Here is a 20,695-nt window from a genome sequence, read left to right on the forward strand (position 1 = left end):
GCCATGCTGGACAAGACCTACGCGCCGCGCGACGTCGAGGCCAAGCTGTATCCGGAATGGGAGAACAGCGGCGCCTTCGCCAACGATGTCCAGTCGAACGCGACCCCCTTCACCATCATGATGCCGCCGCCGAACGTGACCGGCAGCCTGCACATGGGCCATGCCTTCAACATGACCCTGCAGGACGTGCTGACGCGGTTCAACCGGCGGCGCGGCCGCGATGCGCTGTGGCAGCCGGGCACGGACCATGCCGGCATCGCCACCCAGATGGTGGTCGAGCGCGAGCTGGCGAAGCAGGGCGTCAAGCGCCAGGACCTCGGCCGTGATGGCTTTCTGGAGAAGGTCTGGGAGTGGAAAGCGCAGTCCGGCGGCACCATCACCAGCCAGCTCCGCCGGCTCGGCGCCACCCCGAACTGGGCGCGCGAGCGCTTCACCATGGACGAGGGCCTGTCCCGCGCCGTGGTCAAGGTGTTCGTCCAGCTGCACCGCGAGGGCCTGATCTACCGCGACAAGCGGCTGGTCAACTGGGACCCGAAGCTGCGCACCTCGGTCTCCGACCTCGAGGTCGAGCAGAAGGAGACCAAGGGCCATCTCTGGCACTTCCGCTACCCGATCGAGGGCGAGGAAGGGCGCTACATCACCGTCGCCACCACCCGGCCGGAGACGATGCTGGGCGACGCTGCCGTGGCGGTGCACCCGGATGACGAGCGCTACAAGGACCTGGTCGGCAAAAATGCCGTCCTGCCGCTGGTCGGCCGCCGCATCCCGATCGTGGCCGACGAATACTCCGACCCCGAGAAGGGCTCGGGCGCGGTGAAGATCACCCCGGCGCATGATTTCAACGATTTCGAGGTTGGCCGCCGGCACAACCTGCCGCTGATCAACATCCTCGACGAGGAAGCGCGGCTGAACGACGAGGTGCCGGAGGCCTATCGCGGCCTCGACCGCTACGAGGCGCGCAAGCGCGTGGTCGCCGACCTCGAGGCGCTCGGCCTGGTCGAGAAGATCGAGGACCATGTCCATGCGGTGCCGCATGGCGACCGCGGCGGCGTGCCGATCGAGCCGTATCTGACCGAGCAGTGGTACCTGAAGGCCGAGATCCTGGCCAAGCCGGCGATCGAATCGGTGGAGCAGGGCAAGACCGTGCTGCTGCCGAAGATGGCGGAAGGCATCTTCTTCGAGTGGATGCGCAACATCCAGCCCTGGTGCATCAGCCGCCAGCTGTGGTGGGGCCACCAGATTCCGGCCTGGTATGGGCCGGACCGCAAGATCTTCGTCGAGGAGAGCGAGGCCGAAGCCAAGGCCGCGGCCGAGAACCACTACGGCGAGCCGGTCGAGCTGACGCGCGAGACCGACGTGCTCGACACCTGGTTCTCCTCCGCCCTGTGGCCGTTCTCGACCTTGGGCTGGCCGGACAAGACGCCGGAGCTGCAGCGCTACTACCCCGGCGACGTGCTGGTGACCGGCTTCGACATCATCTTCTTCTGGGTCGCCCGGATGATGATGATGGGCCTCCATTTTATGGGCGAGGTGCCGTTCCGCACCGTGTACTTCCACTCCCTGGTCCGCGACGAGAAGGGCCAGAAGATGTCGAAGTCCAAGGGCAACGTCATCGACCCGCTGGAGCTGGTCGACAGCTACGGCACCGACGCGCTGCGCATGACCCTGGTGTCGCTGGCCGCCGGCCGCGACATCAAGCTCGGGCCGCAGCAGGTCGAGGGCTATCGCAACTTCGCGACCAAGATTTGGAACGCCGCGCGCTTCTGCGAGATGAACGAGTGCCGGCCGGTGCCCGGCTATGATCCGGCGGCGAACAAACTGACGCTGAACCGCTGGATCGTCGGCGAGGTGGCGAAGGCGGCGGAGAAGGCGGCGGCGGCGCTGGAGGGTTTCCGCTTCAGCGAGGCGGCGTCGGTGCTGTACCAGTTCACCTGGAACGGCTTCTGCGACTGGTACCTGGAATTCGCCAAGCCGGTGTTCTCCGGCGGCGACGAGGCGGCGAAGGCCGAGACCCGTGCCACCGCGGCCTGGGCGCTGGAGCAGATCCTGCACCTGCTCAACCCGATCATGCCGTTCGAGACCGAGGAGCTGTGGCGGCATTTGGCTGACCGCGGCGACGCCACGCTGATGACCCAGCCCTGGCCGGAGTATCCCGCCGGGCTGGTCGACAGCCAGGCGGCGGCCGAGATGGACTGGGTGATCCGCCTGATCTCGGCGATCCGCACCATCCGGTCGGAGATGAATGTGCCGCCGGCGGCGGAGCTGACCGCGACTTTGCGCGACGCGTCGGCGGAGACCCAGCGCCGGCTCGACACCCATGGCGCGCTGATCCGCCGCCTGGCGCGGCTGGCCGCGATCGAGGTCTCCGATGCGGCGCCGGCGAAGGGTGCAGCCCAGGCGGTGATCGACGAGGCGACGCTGGTGCTGCCCCTGGCCGGGATCATCGATCTCGACAAGGAGCGGGCGCGGCTGACCAAGGAGATCGACCGGCTGGCCGGCGAGGTCGAGAAGGTCGATCGCAAGCTCGGCAACGCCCAGTTCCTGGAGAAGGCGCCTGACGAGGTGGTGGAGGAGCAGCGCGAGCGCCGCGCCGAAGCCGAGGCGGCGCGCGAGCGGCTGCAGCAGGCCCTGGCGCGTGTCTTCGGCTGATCGCAGGCACCAGCGAGATCGGACGGGCCCCTTCGGGGGCCCGTTTTCGTTCGGGGTCAGGCGGCCAGGCGCGGCACCAGCTCCTCCAGCGAGACGTGGCCGAGGAACCGGCCGCTGGTCGTGGCGGGAAGCCCGTCCTCGATCGCATGGGCGAAGATCACCGCCGGGTCCGCCTCCAGCTTCTGCAGATGGGCGTGGACGCGCGGGTACTCCCGCGCCAGCTCGAACAGGCTGAGATCCTCGCCCCAGCGGGCGATCCCGACCAGATAGGCATCGGCGACGGTCCTGCCATCGCCGCCATCCAGCCAGTCGCGGCCGGCCAGCAGGGCTTCGAGATGGGCGTAGCCCTTCGCCGCCTTGTCATGGGCGATGTCGCGCAGCACCGCCTTCGCCGGGTCGCCCTCGGCCAGCTTGTACGCGATCCAGGCCGGCGCGAAGGCCGAGTGGAAGCTGGTGTGGAGATAGGCGAGGGTGCGGTTGAGCCGGTCATGCGCGCGGGTGCCCTGGGGGAAGCCCAGCTTGCGGTCGAGGTCGCGAGCGGCGATGTGCTGCAGGATGGCGAAGCTCTCGCTCAGCGTCTCGCCGTCCTCCAGCAGCAGCGTCGGGGTCTCCCGGCTGGCATTCACCCGGCCGTAGGGCGCCGGGCTGGCCAGCATGTCGATACGACTCAGGCGATAGGGCTGGCCCAGCCATTCCAACGCGACGATCGATCCGAAGGAGCAGCCATGCGGAACGCCATAGAAAAGCACCGGTTCCATTGCGAATGATCTTTCTGGTTGGTCAAGGTTTATGGCAGAACCATGCCGATGCCAGTATATATTGTAAAGAAAGCACAATATTGTTAGGTTGGTACAAATTTTATACTGGGGGTCACGCGATGAAGGAAAGCGTCTCGGGTTGCCCGATGGAAGATGCGATGCGCCTGCTCGGCGGGCGTTGGCGCATCGTGTTGATCTACTATCTCCTGGACGGGACCAGGCGGTTCAGCGAGTTGCGGCGGCTGATGCCGGGAATCTCCCAACGCATGCTGACGCTGGACCTGCGGGCGCTGGAGGAGGCGGGATTCGTGTCCCGCACCATCCATCCCGAAGTCCCGGTGCGGGTGGAGTATGCGCTGACCGAGGAAGGCCACCGCCTGCGCGCCGTGGTCGACGCGCTGGGCGAGTTCGGCGAGCGTTGGGCGGAACGGCGGCAGCGCCAGGCCGCGGCGGCCTGACGACCAGCCCAACAGGACGGATGACGACATGAACAGATTCGCGATGCTGGCCGGCGTCCTGGTCGGCCTGCTGCCGCTTTGCGGCCAGGCCCAGATGCGGATCGACAGCCTGGCCGCCACCCGTCCCGATCTGGATGCGGCGACGTACCGCTTCCCGGTGGTTGCCGGCGACGGTGCCGTCGCGCAGCGCATCAACACCTGGCTGCAGGCGGTGGAACTGCACAAGCTGCCCGGCCGCTATCGCAAGACGGCGTTCGAGGACATCTGGCCGACGGAGGGCTGGCAGGGCACCACGTCGATGGACTACGAGGTCGTCGCCAACCTGCCGGGCTTCCTCAGCCTGGTTGTCAGCGGCGAATTCATGGGGGCCTATCCCTCCCAGGGTGCGACTTCCTACAATTTCGAGACCGCATCGGGCTTCCCGATCCGGCTGACCGATCTGTTGTCCGGCAAGGGTATGGCGACCTTCCGGCAACGGGTGTCGGAGGCCAGGACCCGGCGCATCGACGCCTTTCTCGCCGGCCAGACCGTCCCCGACAGCAGGGCCGCGGGGGCGGATGCGTCGGATGGCCTTCGCATCAGCGACGATGCCGAGACCGCGGAGGAGCAGCGGTCGATCTATGCCGATTGCCGGGATTCGGTCGCCGAAGCCGACATGACCGACGACCAGCTGAGGCTGGGACGGGACGAGTTGACGGTCATCCGGGGGCATTGCGCCGCGCATGTCAACCAGGCGGTCGACGACCTCTGGGATTTCGAGAACAGCTATCGCTACGCCGATCTCGCCCCGCTGCTGAGCGATTATGGGCGGTGCCTGCTGATCGATCGGCGGACGGATTGCCCGGTTCGGCGCCAGGGACTCGATCGTGCTGTCCTGCGCGGGCGCCTGGGCGGGCGCTACCCGATCACCTTCGTGGTGGAGCGGGTCTATGACGACGGCTCGATCGGGGCCGCCTATTTCTATGACAGTCAGGCCAAATATATCGAGCTGCAGGGCCAGAAGGGCGCGGATGGCGGCTATCGCTTCACCGAACGGCCTGAAGGTGGCGTCGAAGCCGTGTTCGACCTGCGCCTGAGGCCGGATGCCGGACTCAGCGGCACCTGGACCCAGAAGGGCAAGCCCTCGCTCCCCGTCGACCTCGACTGATCGGATGACCCGCGCGGATGGCTTCCCATCCGCGCGGGTCGGATCCTCAGCTGGCCTCGCGGTCTAGCAGGGCACGCTTGCGGGCGACGCCCCAGCGATAGCCGGACAGGGCGCCGTCCGCCCGCACCACGCGGTGGCAGGGGATGGCCACGGCGATGTCGTTGGCGGCGCAGGCCTGGGCCACCGCGCGCACCGCCTTGGGCCGGCCGATCCGCGCCGCGATCTCGGCATAGCTGGCGGTGGTGCCGGCCGGGATGCCCCGCAGCGCCTGCCACACCTTCTGCTGAAAGGCGGTGCCGCGGACGTCCAGCGGCAGATCCAGCCCGCCCGACGGCGCCTCGACGAAGCCGACCACCCGGGCGACCAGCTGTTCGAATTCGGCGTCGCCGCCGACCAGCCGGGCCTTGGGGAAGCGGTCCTGCAGCCCCTCCAGCAGCGCCTGCGGGTCGTCGCCGAACTGGATGGCGACGATGCCCTTCGCGGTGGCCGCCACCAGGATGGCCCCCAGCCGGCACTGGCCGATGGCGAAGCGGATCTCGGTGCCGGTGCCGCCGTCGCGGAACGCGGTCGGGGTCATGCCCAGCCGTTCCGGCACCGCGGCGTAGAAGCGGCCGTTGGAGTTGAAGCCGGCGCCGTAGATCGCCTCGGTCACCGTCGCGGTCTGGGCCAGCTCCTCACGCATGCGGTCGCCGCGATGGGCATCGGCATAGGCCTTGGGCGTGACGCCGGTGACCGCCTTGAACATGCGGTGGAAATGGAACCGGCTCAACCCCGCGGCCTCGGCCAGCGCGTCCAGGCTCGGCACCTCCTCGGCGGTCTCGATCATGCGGCAGGCCGCGACCACCAGCGCCGACTGGCGTTCAGCCAGCGACGATTCATTGGGGCGACAGCGGCGGCAGGCGCGGAAGCCGGCGCGCTCGGCGGCGGCGCAATCGGCGTGGAACGCCACATTCTCCGGCCGGGCCCGGCGCGACGGGCAGCTCGGCCGGCAATAGATCCCGGTGGTGCGCACGGAATAGACGAAGGCGCCGTCGGCGGCATGGTCGCGCTGCTGCACGGCCTGCCAGCGCGCATCCTGATCGGTGAAAGTGGTGGTCGGGGCGATGTGACCCATGGTGGCGCTCCTGGTTCGACGGGCGGGTCGCCCATCCGTCCGCCGACCATGACGGGTCGCTGGACCGCAAGCACTCCGACCCTTGCTCTCAAATTCGCCGGCGGGCGACCCGAATCTTGCGATCCCCCCGATCGCTTGCGCTGGAATTCGGCCGCAACAAGCGGAGCGCACGGCCCGGCGCGGCGGCGGATGGTTGCGGTCCCGTCACCGACCCGCCGCGAGAGCGCCATGTCCCCGACCGCCATCCCGCCGCTATCCCTACCGTTCCGCCGTCTGGCCTGGTCCAACCTGGCCGCCCAGTCGGCGGAGCAGATCGGCCTGGCCGCCGCGCCGATCGTCGCCGTGCTCGCGCTCGGCGCCGGGGCCGGCGGCACCGGCCTGCTGCAGACCGTGCAGACGCTGCCCTTCCTGCTGCTGTCGCTGCCGGCCGGCCTCCTGGCCGACCGATCCTCGCGCCGTCGGCTGATGGCGGCGGCCGAGGCGCTGCGGGCGCTGTCGCTGATCGCCATCCTGATCCTGGCGGAGACCGGTGGCCTGAGCCTGGGTCTGCTGGCGGCGCTGGGCTTCCTCGGCGCTGCCGGCACGGTGGCCTACAGCGTGGCGGCGCCGTCGCTGATCCCGGACCTGGTGCCGCGCGCGGCGCTGCCGGCCGCGAACGGGCGGATAGAGCTGGCGCGCAGCGCCGCCTTCGCCGCCGGCCCCGCCCTGGCCGGGGCCCTGGTGGCCTGGGCCGGCGGCGGCTTGGCCTTTGCCGCCGCGGCGGCGCTGTCGGTGCTGGCGGTGGTGCTGCTGCGCGGCATCCGCGAACCCGTCCGCCCGGCGCCGCCGCCCCGGCGCATCCTGCATGACCTGCGCGAGGGTGCGGTCTTCGTCCTGGCCCATCCGCTGCTGCGGCCGGTGCTGCTGACCGCGGTGTTCTTCAACATCGGCTGGTTCGTGCTGCAGGCGATCTACGTCCCCTATGCGGTGGGCCATCTCGGCCTCAGCGCCGCCGGTGTCGGCGCCACGCTGGCGGTCTACGGCGTCGGCATGGTCCTCGCGGCCCTGGCGGCGCCGCGGGTCGCCCGGGCCCTGCCGTTCGGGACGGTGCTGCTGATCGGGCCGTTCTGCGGCCTCGCCGGCGCCCTGCTGATGCTGCTGACAGTCTGGGTGCCCTCGGCGCTGGTCGCCGGCCTCGCCTTCTTCCTGTTCGGGGCCGGCCCGATCCTGTGGACAATCGCCTCGACCACCCTGCGCCAGGCGGTGACGCCGCCGGCGATGCTCGGTCGGGTCTCGGCGATCATCACCATGGCGACCTATGGCTCTCGCCCGCTCGGCGCCGCCATCGGCGCCCTGGTCGGCGGCAGCCACGGCGCCGCCGCCTGCCTGGCCGTCGCCGTGCTCGGCTTCATCATCCAGGCGCTGGTGATCTCAGGCTCCGCGGTGCCGCGGCTGGCGGCGCTGCCCGAGGCGGCGTGACGGGATCAGCGTGCCCGGCCGAGGATATCCACCACCAGGGCCGCCAGCCCGAAACCGGCACCGATCAGGCAGATCAGCGGCCATCCCCCGATCGACCAGGCGATGCCGGCCAGGGCCGAGCCGGCGGCCCCGCCGAGGAAGAACAAGCCGACGAACAGGCCGTTCAGGCGGCCGCGCGCTTCCGGCCGCAGCTGGTTGATCGCGTACCGGCCGAGCATCTGGTCGCCGGTCGCCCCGACATCGAGCAGCACGGCGCTTGCGACGAGAAGAATCGGGGACCCGACGCCGGCGGCGCCGGCGCCGCCCCAGGCGGCTCCGGCGAAGGCGACGACGATGGCGATATGGGAGGCGACCGTCGCTGGCCGGGTCCAGCCCCGGTCGCCGGCCCGGCCGAAGAGCGGTGTCACCGCCGCGCCGCCGGCGCCGACCAGGGCGAACAGGGCGATGCCGCGCTGGCTCAGCTCGAAGGGCGGCTGCGCCAGCCGCAGAGCCACGGCGGTCCAGAACGCGCTGAACGCCGCCATCACCAGGCTCGCCGTCAGTGCCCGGGTCCGCAGCACCGTCTCGGTCCGCAGGAGATGCCACAGCGAGGCGATCAGGGCGGCATAGCCGATCCGGCCCGCCGGCCGGCGCCGCGGCAGGCGCAGGGCCAGGACCAGGGTCAGCAGGCCCATGACGAGGCCGCTGCCGGCGTAGAAGGCGCGCCAGCCGAACCCGTCGGCCACGGCGCTCGCCAGCGGCCGGGACAGCAGGATGCCGACCATCAGCCCGCTCATGACGTCGCCGATGACGCGACCGCGGCGCTCCGGCGGCGCCATCGACGCGGCGATCGGCACCAGGATCTGGATGGCGGAGCATGCGGCGCCGAGCAGGAACAGGATCGCCAGCAGGGCGGCGGCGGTCGGCGCCAGCGTCACCAGCCCGGCACAGGCCGCCGCGCAGCCGAGCATCCGGACGATCAGCCAGCGATTCTCGACCAGGTCGGCCAGGGGCACCAGCAGGAACAGCCCCGCGGCATAGCCCAGCAGTGTCGCCGTGGCGACCAGCCCGCTGCCGGCCGTCGTCAGGCCGAAGGCCGGCCCGATCAGGCCAACCAGCGTCTGCGGCGCGAAGACATTGGTGACGATGATGCCGACCGACACCGCGAACAGCAGGATGAGCGGCCGGGTGAGGCCCACCTCCGTTCCACCCGGGGCCGTGACGATGGTCTCGCTGGTGACCGACATGGGATCGCCTCGATGATTGATCGGCATATTGAGTGCAATCTTTATTCGCCATTATCAAGATGATACAATTCAATTGTCCCTATAAAGATTATGCGGATCTGGCATGAACATTCCGGACCTGGAGGCCTTCATCGCCGTGGTCGAGACCGGCTCGATCGTCGCGGCCTCGGCGCGCCTGAACCTCACCCAGCCGGGGGTGACGCGGCGAGTGCAGAACCTGGAGGACGGCCTCGGCGCGGCCTTGCTCGACCGCCAGTCGAAGCCGTTGAAGCCGACCGCGGCCGGCCGCGAGGCCTATGAGCAGGCGCGCCGCGTGCTGCGATCGGTCGAGGATCTCAGGTCGAGCGTGGCGCCGGATGGCGAGGTGCGGGGCGAGTTCCGGCTCGGCGTCATGCCGTATCTGTCCGAGGCGGCCCTGTCGGTGCCGCTCGACCAGCTGCGCGAGGCCTTTCCGCAGCTGACGCTCCGCATCACCTCCGGCTGGTCGCCGCGGCTGGTGGAACAGGTCTCGCGCAGCGAGCTGGATGCCGCCGCCCTGTGCCTGGTGGACGGCGCCAGCCCGCCGGAGGATCTGGTGGCTGAGGACCTCGGCACCCAGCCGGTGCTGCTGGTCGCGGCGCCGGGGCTCGGCATTTCCAGTCCGGCCAGCCTGGCCGACCTGTCGCGGTTCCCCTGGATCATGAATGAAAGCGGCTGCGGCTTCCGCGCCTTCATCCGGCAGCGCTTCGAGGCGGCGCGCCTGCCGTTCCGCGTCGGGATCGAGGCGTTGAGCGTCGACCTCAGGATGTCGCTGGTGGCGCGCGGGCTCGGGATCGGGGTCCTGACCCCGGCCGCCTTCGCCGACAGCCGCTGGCAAGGGGCGGTCGAGGTGATCGACGCCCCGGAGTTCCGGCCGCAGGTGCGCTGCTGGATGCTGCATCGCCCCCCGGCCGGCCGGCTGGCCCTGCCGATCGCGACCTTCCGCGACGGCCTGGCCCAGGCCCTGGCTCTGCCAGTTCCCTTCGCGTTTTGAGGACCCGTGTCGTGATCACTCGACATCATATATCTTGACGAAAAGATTCTTTTGATCGAGATATTTCCTCTTAGCGCCGCTTCACCTGGCGCCGGATTCTGGAGGGAGGTCGAGTTGGTTGCTGCCGCTGTTCCGTCCATGCCGGTGGGCCGCCTGGTTCCGATCGCCTGCCTGGTGCTGGTCGGCTCGCTGATCGGGCTGACCGCGAACCTGGCGAAGCTGGCGGTCGCCGCGGGGGTTGCGCCGCTGGCCTTCCTGCTGTGGTCGGTGCTCGGCGCCGGGCTGGTGCTGGCGGCACTGGCCGTCGCCAGCGGTCAGGCACCGCCGCTGCGCCGCCGCACGATCGAGTATTTCCTGGTGTCCGGGCTGCTCAGCATCGCCCTGCCGAACGCGCTGATCTTCTCGGCCGTGCCGCATGTCGGCGCCGGCTTCGCCGCCCTGTCCTTCGCCTTCCCGCCGCTCTACACCTACGCCATGGCGCTGTTCGCCCGGATCGAGCGGTTCCGGGCCGCGCGGGCATTCGGGGTCGGCTTCGGCCTGGCCGGCGCGCTGACCCTGGCCCTGTCGAAATCGGCCGAGCCGGATGTCGACCTGCTGTGGGTCGTGGCGATGCTGGCCACCCCGGTCGTGGTCGCGGCCGGCAACATCTACCGCACCTTGCGCTGGCCGGCAGGCGTGTCGTCGCTGGCATTGGCGCCCGGCATGCTGCTCGGCGCCGCCCTGCTGCTGTTCGCCGGCGCCGGGGCTGCAGGCCTGCCGATCGCGATCCCGACGGACAACGCCGTCGTGCTCGCGCTGCTGGCGGCGCAGGTCGCGACCTTCTCGGCGATGTATGTGCTGTACTTCGTGCTGCAGCGTCTGGCCGGGCCGGTCTATCTCAGCCAGATCGGCTCGGTCGGCGCCGTGGCCGGGGCCGCCATCGCCATCCTGCTGCTGGGCGAGGCGCCGCCGGCCATGCTCGGCCTCGCCGCGGCGATGATCACGGCCGGCGCCGTCCTGGTGGCCCAGCGGGCGCCGGCCGTCCCGCCGCCAGGGCGATGACGACCGGCGCGAGCACGTCGTCCTCCTACTGGGGCCGGAGCGTCGGCGTGATGTCGATCGAGACCGGCTTCGGCGGCAGCGGATGCAGCCGCTCGCCGGGGATCGACAGATCCAATTTCTTGAGGTCGACCTGCATGATCGTCGGGTTGTCGTAGGTGCGGAAGTTGAAGACCTTCTCGGTCAGCGCCTTGACCACCACCCATTGGGTGTAATCGTCCTCCGACTTCTTGATCAGGCCCGGCCGGGAGACGCTTGTGCCCACCGGGATGTCGACGGTGTTGAGCAGGTGCAGAGCCAGGTTGCACGCGGCCTCGCTGTTCGCCGGCCGGGTCGCGAAATGCTTTTGGAACACGGTGCGGATGAAGCGCGAGGGCGGCGTCGAATCGCCGGGCAGCCCGAGCATGCCGCTGCCATGGCCGGGCGGCTTGAACTCCTGGCCGCCGATCCTGATCGGCTCGACATCCTCCGCCTTCAGCCCGACATAGGTGTCGATCTGGGTCAGGTGCCAGGGAAAAGGCGGGGCGTTGGTCAGCACCGCGACGTGGTTGTCGTAGATCTGGGTCTCGCCGCCCACGAATTCGATGACGATGCTGCGGCCCTCCTGGTCGTGGACCGGGAAGTGCAGCGGCATCTCCTCCTGCAGCAGCAGGCTGCCCCACACCGCGACATCGCCCCCCTTCAGCTTCTGCTTCACCTCGTCGACGGTGGCGCAGGTGCCGAGCACCCAGCTGGTGAAGAGGTCCACGGCCAGGGCGCTCGATGGGGTGGCGACCGTCCGGGTGTACTCTGTGCCCGGCAGCCACAGGGCGCCGATGCTCAACCCGACCTCGTTCATGCCGTCGGTGATGATATGGCTGCCACGGGCGTTCATGCCGACATAGCCGTGCTTGGCTGTCCAGCTCAGCCCTTGCCCGAAATCGGGAGCGCCGCTCTGCTTCGGCGTGCCGCGGCCGCCGATCAGGAGTTCGGATTTGAGATCCGAGCCAAACTCCATGCTGCGCCCGTTGACGACGCTGGCATCACCCGCCAGCAACAGAAAATCCGTGCACATAACCTGCCTCCTCGGGTGGGGATCCCGCCCGGAACCGGCGAAATCTGCCGGCCGGCATCCATCCGTGCCAGGACGGGACCCGGGTGACACTGGGTTCAAAAGGTTCGGTGGCGAAATCCTGGGGCCAGTCTTCCCATCGCCGTCCGAACTGAAGCCAGGATGCCAGCAATCCGCCCTGGCCGGTAGGTCCAGATGGCTCCCATCGTTGGATCCAGATCTATAAAATCCAAGATTGTGAACTTCGTCCTGATCTGCAGGACAAGGGGCCGGCGGCTGCACATCCGGCGGCCGGGAGCACGGCGCGGCCCTCGCCCGTGAACGACCGCGGGGCGCGGGCTCCCTTCGTGAACCGGTTCTGCAAGGCTTCGCCGAGACCCGCCCCTATGGGCAGGCCGCAAGGACGCCCCATGCCGTCACGGGCAAAGTGCCCCGGCTGCCGGACGATGTCTGGCTATCCTCGGTCGCCGACCGAGCGAGGCCGCGGCGGTCGGCTCCGCGCGCCTAGCTCTTCTTGTCGGTCGCCGGCGGTGGGGTCTGCGGGATCTGCGACTGGCCGGACTGGGCCTGGATCTGGCTCTGCCCGCCCTGGGCCTGAGCCTGCGCGCTGTACGGGCAGGCGAAGGCGGGTGACGCCACCAGCGTCGCCACGGCAGCAAGGATGATGAGCTTCATGACGGCCTCCCGTTCCTGCGCCGACCGCCGGATCAGGGACCCGAACCGCGACGCGATATGAGGGATCGATCCCGACCATCGTACTCGGCTGCGCCGGATCTGGGAAGCCGTTGTCCGGGGAAGGGGGCGCTCACGCCCGCCGCTTCTGCCGGGCCTGCTCCAGATAAGGCGCCAAGTAGCGGCCGGTGTAGCTGCGCTCGACCCCCACCACATCCTCCGGCGTGCCGGCGGCGATGATCTCGCCGCCGCCGTCGCCGCCCTCGGGGCCGATGTCGACGATCCAGTCGGCGGTCTTGATCACCTCGAGATTGTGCTCGATCACGATCACCGTGTTGCCCTGGTCGACCAGCTCGTGCAGCACCTCCAGCAGCTTGCGAACATCGTCGAAATGCAGGCCGGTGGTCGGCTCGTCCAGGATGTAGACGGTCTTGCCGGTGGCGCGGCGCGACAGTTCCTTGGCCAGCTTCACCCGCTGGGCCTCGCCGCCCGACAGGGTGGTCGCCGCCTGGCCGATCTTGACGTAGTCCAAGCCGACCCGGTGCAGCGTCTCCATCTTGTCGCGGATCGACGGCACGGCGCGGAAGAACTCCGCCCCTTCCTCGACCGTCATGTCCAGCACCTCGGCGATTGACTTGTCGCGGTACAGCACCTCCAGCGTCTCGCGGTTGTAGCGATGGCCCTTGCAGACGTCGCACTGGACATAGACGTCGGGCAGGAAGTGCATCTCGATCTTGATCACGCCGTCGCCCTGGCAGGCCTCGCAGCGGCCGCCCTTGACGTTGAACGAGAAGCGGCCCGGCCCGTAGCCGCGGGCCTTCGCCTCCGGCAGACCGGCGAACCAGTCGCGCATCGGGGTGAAGGCGCCGGTGTAGGTGGCCGGATTGGACCGCGGCGTGCGGCCGATCGGCGACTGGTCGATGTCGATGATCTTGTCGAGGAACTCGATACCCTCGATCGCGTCATGCGGCGCCGGATGCTCGTGCGCACCCATCAGTTGCTTGGCCAGGGTCTTGTACAGGGTCTCGATCACCAACGTCGACTTGCCGCCGCCGGACACGCCGGTAATGCAGGTGAAGGTGCCCAGCGGCACCTCCATGGTGACGTTCTTGAGGTTGTTGCCGCGGGCGCCGACCACCCGCAGCACCTGGCCCTTGTGGCCGGGGCGGCGCTGGGCCGGCACCTCGATCCGCTTCACCCCGGTCAGGTACTGCGCGGTGATGCTGGCGGGGTTGCGCAGCACCTCCTCGGGCGTGCCGTGCGCCACCACCTCGCCGCCATGCACGCCGGCGCCCGGACCCATGTCGACGAGATAGTCGGCGCTGCGGATCGCATCCTCGTCATGCTCGACCACCAGCACGGTGTTGCCGAGGTCGCGCAGCCGCTTCAGCGTGCCCAGCAACCGCTCATTGTCGCGCTGGTGCAGGCCGATCGACGGCTCGTCCAGGACGTAGAGCACGCCGGTCAGGCCGGAGCCGATCTGCGACGCCAGCCGGATGCGCTGGCTCTCGCCACCCGACAGCGAGCCGGAGCCGCGGGCCAGGGTCAGGTAGGTCAGGCCGACGGCGCTGAGGAAGGTCAGCCGCTCGTTGATCTCCTTCAGGATGCGATAGGCGATCTCCTGGTCCTTGGCCGACAGCTTGGCGTTCAGCGCCGCGAACCACTGCCCGGCCTCGGCGATCGACTTCTCCGCCACCTGGCTGACATGCAGCCCGTCGATCTTCACCGCCAGCGCCTCGGGCTTGAGGCGGGCACCGCCGCAGGTCTCGCAGGGCTGGGTGCTCTGGTACTTGCCCAGCTCCTCCCGAGTCCAGGCGCTGTCGGTCTCGCGGAAGCGCCGCTCCATGTTCGGGATCAGCCCCTCGAACGGCTTCTCGGTCTTGTAGGTGCGCAGGCCGTCATCGTAGCGGAAGACGATCGACTCCTTGCCCGAGCCGTGCACGATCGCGTTGCGCACCACCTCCGGCAGGTCGCGCCACGGCGTCGTGGTGCTGGCACCGTAATGCGCGGCGATCGCGTCCAGGGTCTGGTGGTAGTATTTCGAGGACGATCCCTCCCACGGCGCCACCGCGCCCTTGGCCAGGGACTTGCTGTCGTCCGGCACCACCAGCTCGGGGTCGAACACCAGCTTGGCGCCCAGGCCGTCGCAGGCCGGGCAGGCGCCGTGCGGGCTGTTGAACGAGAACAGCCGCGGCTCGATCTCCGGGATGGTGAAGCCCGAGACCGGGCAGGCGAATTTCGACGAGAACAGGGTGCGGTCGCCGGTCTCGGCGTTCTCGGCGATGGCCAGCCCCTCGGCCAGGCCCAGCGCGGTCTCGATCGAATCGGCCGCGCGGTTGCCCAGGTCGTCGCGCACCACCAGGCGGTCGACCACCACCTCGATGTCGTGCTTCAGCTTCTTGTTGAGGGCCGGCACGTCCTCGATCTCGTACATCGTGCCGTCGACCTTGACCCGCTGGAAGCCGCGGGCCCGCAGCTCCTGCAGCTCCTTGCGGTACTCGCCCTTGCGGCCGCGCACGATCGGGGCCAGCAGGTAGAGGCGGGTGCCGTCGCCCATCGCCATCACCCGGTCGACCATCTGGCTGACCGTCTGGCTCTCGATCGGCAGGCCGGTGGCGGGCGAATAGGGCACGCCGATGCGGGCGAACAGCAGCCGCATGTAGTCGTAGATCTCGGTCACCGTGCCGACGGTCGACCGCGGGTTGCGGCTGGTGGTCTTCTGCTCGATCGAGATCGCCGGCGACAGGCCCTCGATCGAATCGACGTCCGGCTTCTGCATCAGTTCGAGGAACTGCCGGGCATAGGCCGACAGGCTCTCGACGTAACGGCGCTGGCCCTCGGCATAGATGGTGTCGAAGGCCAGCGAGGATTTGCCGGAGCCGCTGAGGCCGGTGATCACGATCAGCTGGTCGCGCGGCAGATCCACGTCGACATTCTTCAGATTGTGCTCGCGCGCGCCACGGACGCTGATGAACTTGTGCATCGCCAGAAATCACTCGTGCGGGAAGAGCGTCCGGCCGTCCGGATACGCCGAGGTGCAATATGGGGCGGGCAGGGACGAAAAGCGACTCCCGGCCCCGCCGCCCGCCCTTGCCCGACCTTGCGCCCGGCCGCAGCCATCTGCCATCGGATCAAGGACAATGGCGAACTCGAACATACCGGGAACAATCCGGTCAAGGGGAAAGCAGCCTCCTCCTGACAGATCCTGACAGGAGGATGGGCTGGCGCCCCCAGGACCGGCGGACCGCCTGTCGCGCAACCCGGTGGCGCGGCAGGGCGGAGGGGGTTAGGATTTCGCGCTGTCCTGTGGCCGGGAGACCTCATGATCGGTCGGATTTGCTTCATCCTGGTTCTGCTGCTGTTGCCGTTGGCGCGCGAGTCGGTGGCGGCCGCCCCGATCGACTGCAGCGACGCCGGCAAGCGGCTGTGGAGCCGCAGCGACCCGCAGGTCAATCTCAGCCATATCTTCTGCGGCGAGCTCGGCCGCAACGGCGACCCAAAGGGCTATCACTCCCGCGCCGTGTCGCTGCCGACCGGCGCGGTCGACCGGGTGGACGAGACCGCGCATCGCGGCGGCGACATCTACGACGCCTCGGTGATCTACAGCAACGGCCGGCGCAAGCGCTCGACCTTCTATCCCGACGACTGTCCGGCGGAGGCGATCCTGCGCTCCGTCCTCTACGCCTACGAGCACCAGACCGGGGCGCATCCGGCCTGGGGCGTGCTCGGGCCTTCGGCGCCTGACGGCGCAACTGGCGACGGGTATTGCCGAGATGGGCGCGGCCGCGCCTTCGAGATCAGGATGGGCACCATCCAGCGCCGTGGGCAGGACGCCATCAACACCGCGTTCCCGAACTGACCGGGGAGACCGAGGACATGATCGAGATCACCCGCGACGCCCAGGGCCGGCCGCGGATCGTGCCCGGCACCGCGGCGCCGATCCTGGCCGATTTCCTCGAGACCGACCTGCGCGGCGACGCCGCCTGGACCAAGGGCGTGGCCGCCCGCCTGGCCGCGGCCGGGGAGGGCGGCGAGCCGATCACCGGCAATCTCTACGCGCTGGAGATCCGCGGCGCCAAATCGGTGCTGCGCAACATCCACGACGCCAAGGTGCCGGCGCTGGTGCTGCCGACCAGGGACCTCGCGGCGGCGGTCGAGGCCTGGCTGGCGGCGCTGCGCCCGCCGCCCAAGGCCGGGGCGCGCCGGCGGAAACCCTGAACGGTCGGTCAGCCCGACAGTGTCTCGGTCTTGCGCAGGCCCGGGAACAGCCGCATCCACAGCAGCGCGATGACGATGGTGCCGATGCCGCCCAGCACGCCGGCCGGCACCGCGCCGAGCAGCCCGGCCGCCATGCCGGATTCGAATTCGCCGAGCTGGTTCGAGGTGCCGACGAACAGGGAGTTCACGGCGCTGACCCGGCCGCGCATCTCGTCCGGCGTCAGCAGCTGCACCAGCGAGCTGCGGATCACCACGCTGACATTGTCGGCCGCGCCCAGCACGGCCAGGGCGACCAGCGAGACCACCAGGCTGGTCGAGGCCGCGAACACCACGGTGGCGGCGCCGAACACGATCACCGCCGCGAACATCTTGCGCCCGACCCCGCGGCGCAGCGGCACCCGGGTCAGCACCGCCGACATGGTCAGGGCGCCGACGGCGGGGGCCGAGCGCAGCAGGCCCAGGCCCCAGGGCCCGGTCTGCAGGATGTCGTGCGCGTAGATCGGCAGCAGCGCCGTCGCCCCGCCCAGCAGCACCGCGAACATGTCGAGCGAGATGCTGCCCAGGATCACCGGCCGGCTGCGGATGAAGGCGATGCCGGAGAACACCGACCGCAGCGTTGGCGGCTCGCGCCGCGGCACCGACCGCTGCAGCCGCATGAAGGTCATCAGCCCGCAGGCCGCCAGGAAGAAGACGGCGGCGATCACGAAGGGCGCGGTGACGCCGACGGCATAGAGCAGCCCGCCCAGCGACGGGCCGATGATCGTCGCGGTCTGCACCGCAGAGGAGGAGATGGCGAGCGCCCGGGGCAGCGCCACGGCCGGCACCAGCGCCGGCAGCAGCGCCGCCATGGTCGGCTGCTCGAAGGCCCGGGCGGCGCCCAGCACCAGCACCGCGGCGAAGACGCCGGGGATGGTCAGCCAGTCGTCGAAGATCGCGACCGCCAGCACCGCCAGCGTCAGTCCTTCGACCAGCTGGCAGATCTGGACGATCCGGCGCCGGTCGTACTGGTCGGCGACGTGGCCGACCAGCAGCGTCAGCACCACCATCGGCAGGAACTGGAACAGGCCGACCAGGCCGAGGCTGTAGGCGCTGCCGGTCCGGGCATAGACCAGCCAGCCGATGGCGACGGCCGACATCTGGAAGGCGAGGGCCGACAGCACCCGCGCCGCCCAGAACACCGGGAAGGAGGGATGATCGAGCAGCCGGTCCCGATCTACAGCGGTGGTGCCCATGCGGGTGGCCTCGACAGGGGATGGAAGGCCGTCAGGGCGGCGGCGGCCAGGCACGAAAAGCGAGCGTGTCGAGGCGGTTGCGGATCGACCATCGGATGGTGCGGCGATACCGCATTTCGGCGGTTGCGAGAAGTGCGGCGGTTCGTCCGTCATCAACACGTAACAAAATGTCTTTGCTGATGATTTTCCTTGTCGAGGCCAAACCGCTGGCGCAAAGTGCCGACCCTGCAGGTCGAAGTCGACCCGCGAGGGCACCGCCGAAAGCGGTACGCCTTAAGCCCTCGCTGTTGCGTGTTCGTTGGTTTGGTGCCGCCCCCCGGCACCGATTGCGTTTCACCGGATTCCATCGCATCGCCGATGGACATGCAGAGGTCGGTTTTTCACCTGTTCGACAATCTCGACGCAAAAGCGGGGCATGCAACCCGCGAGACGTCGCAAAGACAAGAGCCGCTGGAGGAATCGCCATGGCTGGTCAGCACCGCAGGCGCCCGAGCACGAGCCCGGCCCTGATGAGGGCGGATGATCGTGAATTGCCTTCCCCGCCCCAGGCTGCGAACGACATCGAGACCGTGCTTCCGGTAAGGGAGGTCATCGAGATGGATCTTTCGGCCGAACCCCGCCGCAACCCCGCGACCCGGCAATCCTGCGTGCAGGCGGCCCTGCGCGCCGAGATCCTGTGCCGCGGCATGCGCATGTCGCAATCGGAATTCACCCGTCGCCACGGGCCGCCCAGCGCGATCGTGCGCAACTGGGCGCGGCTCGAGGCCCGGCCGAACGGGATCAAGGGCTGATCTCCTCGCCCGAGACCGCCTGACCGGCGTAACCGGCGTTCCCTGGAACGCCGGTCCTGGCGCTGCGCGGGCTTCGGTGCTACCCGGAAACCGGGTGGGCCGGAAGCGGGGGGATGGATGCGCTGGGAAGGACGGACGGTGGCGGCGCGGGCCTGGGTCCGGCTGCCCTCGGGCAAACGGCTGGACCTGCTGAACCCGACGCCGTTCGACTGGGACGACCGCGACCTGGCCCTCGGCTTGGCCCGCACCTATCGCTGGGGCGGGCATTCCGCTTGGCCGCTGCCGCTCTCCGTCGCCCAGCATTCGCTGGCCGTGCTGGCGTTGTGCCGGGCCTGGGCGCCGGCGCCGCTGTCGCCGCTGGCCGAACTGCGCGAGCTGCTGCACGACGCCGATGAAGGGCTGCTGGGCTTCGACCCGCTGTCGGTGATCAAGCCGTTCCTCGGCCAGGAGTTCCGCGACCTGACCATGCGGCTCGAGGATGCGGTGTTCCAGCGCTACGGCCTGCAGCGCTGGACCGCGGAACAGAAGGCCTTCCACAAGCGCGCCGACCGGGTGGCCGCGGCCACCGAGGCGATCCATGTCGTCGGCTGGACCCGGGCCGAGGTGTGGCGCGTACTGAAGATCCGCTTCCAGCCGGTCGAGGACGATCCTTTGCTGCCGGCCTATGGAGGCAGGGCCTGGGAGCCCTGGGCGCCGGACCTGGCGGCGGAGCGCTTCCTGGACGAGTTGGCGCGGCTGAAGGCCCTGGTCACCTAAAGGCGGCCACCTAAAGGCGAATGGCGGCGTGCGGCGACCGCCGGGCGATGAAGCGGGCGACGGTCGGGCCCAGCAGCACCACCAGGACGAAGCGCACGGTCTGCAGCGCCATCACGAAGGGCAGGTCGACATCGCTGGCGGCGGCGATGATGGCGATCGAATCCATGCCGCCGGGGCTGGTGGCGAGATAGGCGGTCAGCGGGTCGACCCCCAGCGTCCGGACCAGGATGAAGGCCAGGCCGCCGCAGAAGGCGATCAGCAGCAGGATCGACAGCAGGATCTGCGGCAGCGCGCGCGACGCGTGCACCAGCACCGTGCGGGTGAAGCCCAGGCCGATGCTCCAGCCGATCAGCGCATAGGCGACGGCGAGCAGCCATTCCGGCAGGGCGATGTCGATCGTGCCGGTGGCCTGCAGCACGGACCCGGCCACCAGCGGCACCAGCAGCGGGCCGGCGGGGATGCGCAGCAGCCGGCCGACCGTCGCGCCGATGCCTGCCAGGGCCAGCGTCCCGAGCAACGGCACTGCCTCGATCGGCGGGAACCACACGATCGGGGGTGGTGCTGTGCCCGAGGTGTCGACCCAGAATCGCGCGATCAGCGACGCGGCGGTGGCGACGCAGACCACGCGCAGATACTGCATGAAGGCGACCAGCCGGGCATCGGCGCCGAATGCCTCGGCCATCAGCACCATCGCCGACGCCGCCCCGGGCGAGGAGCCCCAGACGCCGGTGGTGCCGGGCAGCACCTGCCAGCGGCTCATCAGCCAGCCGAGGCCGCTGCTGGCGGCCAGGGTCGACAGCACCACCGCCAGGAACAGCGGCCACGCGCCCAGGAAGGTCGCCAGGATCGACGGGGTGATTGCCCCGGCGATCAGGCAGCCGATGATCGCCTGGGCCCCGAAATAGGGAACGCGCGGCACCCGGATGGTGCCGCCGCCGGTGCCGACCAGGATGCCGGCGATCATCGGCCCCAGCAGCAGGGCGGCTGGCAGGGCCGCTGCCTCCAGCAGACCGGCGACGACGGCCGAGACGGCCAGCAGGATCGCCCATTGCCCGGCACGCGGCAGCCTGGCCAGGACCGGCAGAGCCGGGCCGTTCACGGAAACCACAGCAGCC

General features: G+C 69.7%; 18 protein-coding genes. 10 read left to right on the forward strand and 8 right to left on the reverse strand.

All coding sequences use genetic code 11. From position 1 onward, the window contains the following. The first annotated feature begins 3 nt into the window (after window positions 1-3). Entirely contained in the window at window positions 4-2,649 is a 2,646-nt protein-coding gene (locus AB4112_RS28890) for a valine--tRNA ligase (protein ID WP_441724547.1), read from the forward strand. Between the two features lie 56 nt (window positions 2,650-2,705). Here the strand turns inward: AB4112_RS28890 and AB4112_RS28895 are convergent, their stop codons facing one another. Next, complete coding sequence (locus tag AB4112_RS28895) at window positions 2,706-3,407, reverse strand: glutathione S-transferase family protein (RefSeq protein WP_441724549.1); 702 nt, start codon at window positions 3,405-3,407, stop codon at window positions 2,706-2,708. A gap of 158 nt (window positions 3,408-3,565) precedes the next feature. On the opposite strand from AB4112_RS28895, the gene AB4112_RS28900 reads away from it, so the two are divergent. Next, window positions 3,566-3,865, forward strand: coding sequence for a winged helix-turn-helix transcriptional regulator (locus AB4112_RS28900; protein ID WP_441724551.1), 300 nt, complete (start codon window positions 3,566-3,568; stop codon window positions 3,863-3,865). Between the two features lie 28 nt (window positions 3,866-3,893). Continuing rightward, a complete protein-coding gene (locus AB4112_RS28905) occupies window positions 3,894-5,012 on the forward strand; it encodes a hypothetical protein (RefSeq protein WP_441724553.1) in 1,119 nt (372 codons plus the stop codon). A 46-nt stretch (window positions 5,013-5,058) separates the two neighbouring features. On the opposite strand, the gene ada is transcribed toward AB4112_RS28905, so the two are convergent. After that, a complete protein-coding gene (gene ada / locus AB4112_RS28910) occupies window positions 5,059-6,126 on the reverse strand; it encodes a bifunctional DNA-binding transcriptional regulator/O6-methylguanine-DNA methyltransferase Ada (protein ID WP_441724555.1) in 1,068 nt (355 codons plus the stop codon). A 228-nt stretch (window positions 6,127-6,354) separates the two neighbouring features. Here ada and AB4112_RS28915 point away from each other — a divergent pair, with 228 nt between their 5' ends. Further along, window positions 6,355-7,584: an MFS transporter gene (locus tag AB4112_RS28915; protein WP_441724557.1), complete on the forward strand. Its 1,230-nt coding sequence runs from the start codon at window positions 6,355-6,357 to the stop codon at window positions 7,582-7,584. A gap of 5 nt (window positions 7,585-7,589) precedes the next feature. Here the strand turns inward: AB4112_RS28915 and AB4112_RS28920 are convergent, their stop codons facing one another. Then, window positions 7,590-8,810, reverse strand: a complete 1,221-nt coding sequence (locus AB4112_RS28920; RefSeq protein ID WP_441724559.1) for an MFS transporter — start codon at window positions 8,808-8,810, stop codon at window positions 7,590-7,592. 103 nt (window positions 8,811-8,913) lie between these two features. Here AB4112_RS28920 and AB4112_RS28925 point away from each other — a divergent pair, with 103 nt between their 5' ends. Together AB4112_RS28925 and AB4112_RS28930 are read left to right on the forward strand one after the other, a co-directional pair. Further along, window positions 8,914-9,822, forward strand: a complete 909-nt coding sequence (locus tag AB4112_RS28925; protein ID WP_309794614.1) for a LysR family transcriptional regulator — start codon at window positions 8,914-8,916, stop codon at window positions 9,820-9,822. Between the two features lie 114 nt (window positions 9,823-9,936). Continuing rightward, window positions 9,937-10,863, forward strand: coding sequence for a DMT family transporter (locus tag AB4112_RS28930; RefSeq protein WP_441724562.1), 927 nt, complete (start codon window positions 9,937-9,939; stop codon window positions 10,861-10,863). Window positions 10,864-10,888: 25 nt separating this feature from the next. Here AB4112_RS28930 and AB4112_RS28935 read toward each other — a convergent pair whose 3' ends face one another. The 3 genes from AB4112_RS28935 to uvrA all read right to left on the reverse strand — a co-directional run bounded on the left by AB4112_RS28935 (window position 10,889) and on the right by uvrA (window position 15,566). Next, entirely contained in the window at window positions 10,889-11,914 is a 1,026-nt protein-coding gene (locus tag AB4112_RS28935) for a linear amide C-N hydrolase (protein ID WP_441724564.1), read from the reverse strand. A gap of 501 nt (window positions 11,915-12,415) precedes the next feature. Further along, a complete protein-coding gene (locus tag AB4112_RS28940) occupies window positions 12,416-12,586 on the reverse strand; it encodes a hypothetical protein (protein WP_309794611.1) in 171 nt (56 codons plus the stop codon). Window positions 12,587-12,716: 130 nt separating this feature from the next. Beyond that, on the reverse strand, window positions 12,717-15,566 hold the full coding sequence (gene uvrA, locus AB4112_RS28945; RefSeq protein ID WP_441724566.1) for an excinuclease ABC subunit UvrA: 2,850 nt from the start codon (window positions 15,564-15,566) through the stop codon (window positions 12,717-12,719). 339 nt (window positions 15,567-15,905) lie between these two features. Between uvrA and AB4112_RS28950 the strand changes: the two genes are divergently transcribed. Together AB4112_RS28950 and AB4112_RS28955 are read left to right on the forward strand one after the other, a co-directional pair. Continuing rightward, the gene (locus AB4112_RS28950; RefSeq protein WP_309794608.1) at window positions 15,906-16,442 is read left to right on the forward strand and encodes an EndoU domain-containing protein; all 537 of its coding nucleotides are present in this window, start codon (window positions 15,906-15,908) and stop codon (window positions 16,440-16,442) included. Window positions 16,443-16,459: 17 nt separating this feature from the next. Then, window positions 16,460-16,801: a hypothetical protein gene (locus AB4112_RS28955; RefSeq protein WP_309794607.1), complete on the forward strand. Its 342-nt coding sequence runs from the start codon at window positions 16,460-16,462 to the stop codon at window positions 16,799-16,801. A gap of 8 nt (window positions 16,802-16,809) precedes the next feature. On the opposite strand, the gene AB4112_RS28960 is transcribed toward AB4112_RS28955, so the two are convergent. Further along, the gene (locus AB4112_RS28960; RefSeq protein WP_309794606.1) at window positions 16,810-18,033 is read right to left on the reverse strand and encodes an MFS transporter; all 1,224 of its coding nucleotides are present in this window, start codon (window positions 18,031-18,033) and stop codon (window positions 16,810-16,812) included. 464 nt (window positions 18,034-18,497) lie between these two features. Between AB4112_RS28960 and AB4112_RS28965 the strand changes: the two genes are divergently transcribed. Both AB4112_RS28965 and AB4112_RS28970 read left to right on the forward strand, forming a co-directional pair. Beyond that, complete coding sequence (locus AB4112_RS28965; protein WP_441724569.1) at window positions 18,498-18,824, forward strand: hypothetical protein; 327 nt, start codon at window positions 18,498-18,500, stop codon at window positions 18,822-18,824. Between the two features lie 117 nt (window positions 18,825-18,941). After that, window positions 18,942-19,580: an HD family hydrolase gene (locus tag AB4112_RS28970; RefSeq protein ID WP_441724571.1), complete on the forward strand. Its 639-nt coding sequence runs from the start codon at window positions 18,942-18,944 to the stop codon at window positions 19,578-19,580. Window positions 19,581-19,590: 10 nt separating this feature from the next. Here AB4112_RS28970 and AB4112_RS28975 read toward each other — a convergent pair whose 3' ends face one another. After that, complete coding sequence (locus tag AB4112_RS28975) at window positions 19,591-20,679, reverse strand: AbrB family transcriptional regulator (RefSeq protein ID WP_441724573.1); 1,089 nt, start codon at window positions 20,677-20,679, stop codon at window positions 19,591-19,593. Window positions 20,680-20,695: the final 16 nt, after the last annotated feature.

The sequence above is a fragment of the Inquilinus sp. 2KB_23 genome (assembly GCF_052115705.1).
Taxonomy (GTDB): Bacteria; Pseudomonadota; Alphaproteobacteria; order DSM-16000; family Inquilinaceae; genus Inquilinus; species Inquilinus ginsengisoli_A.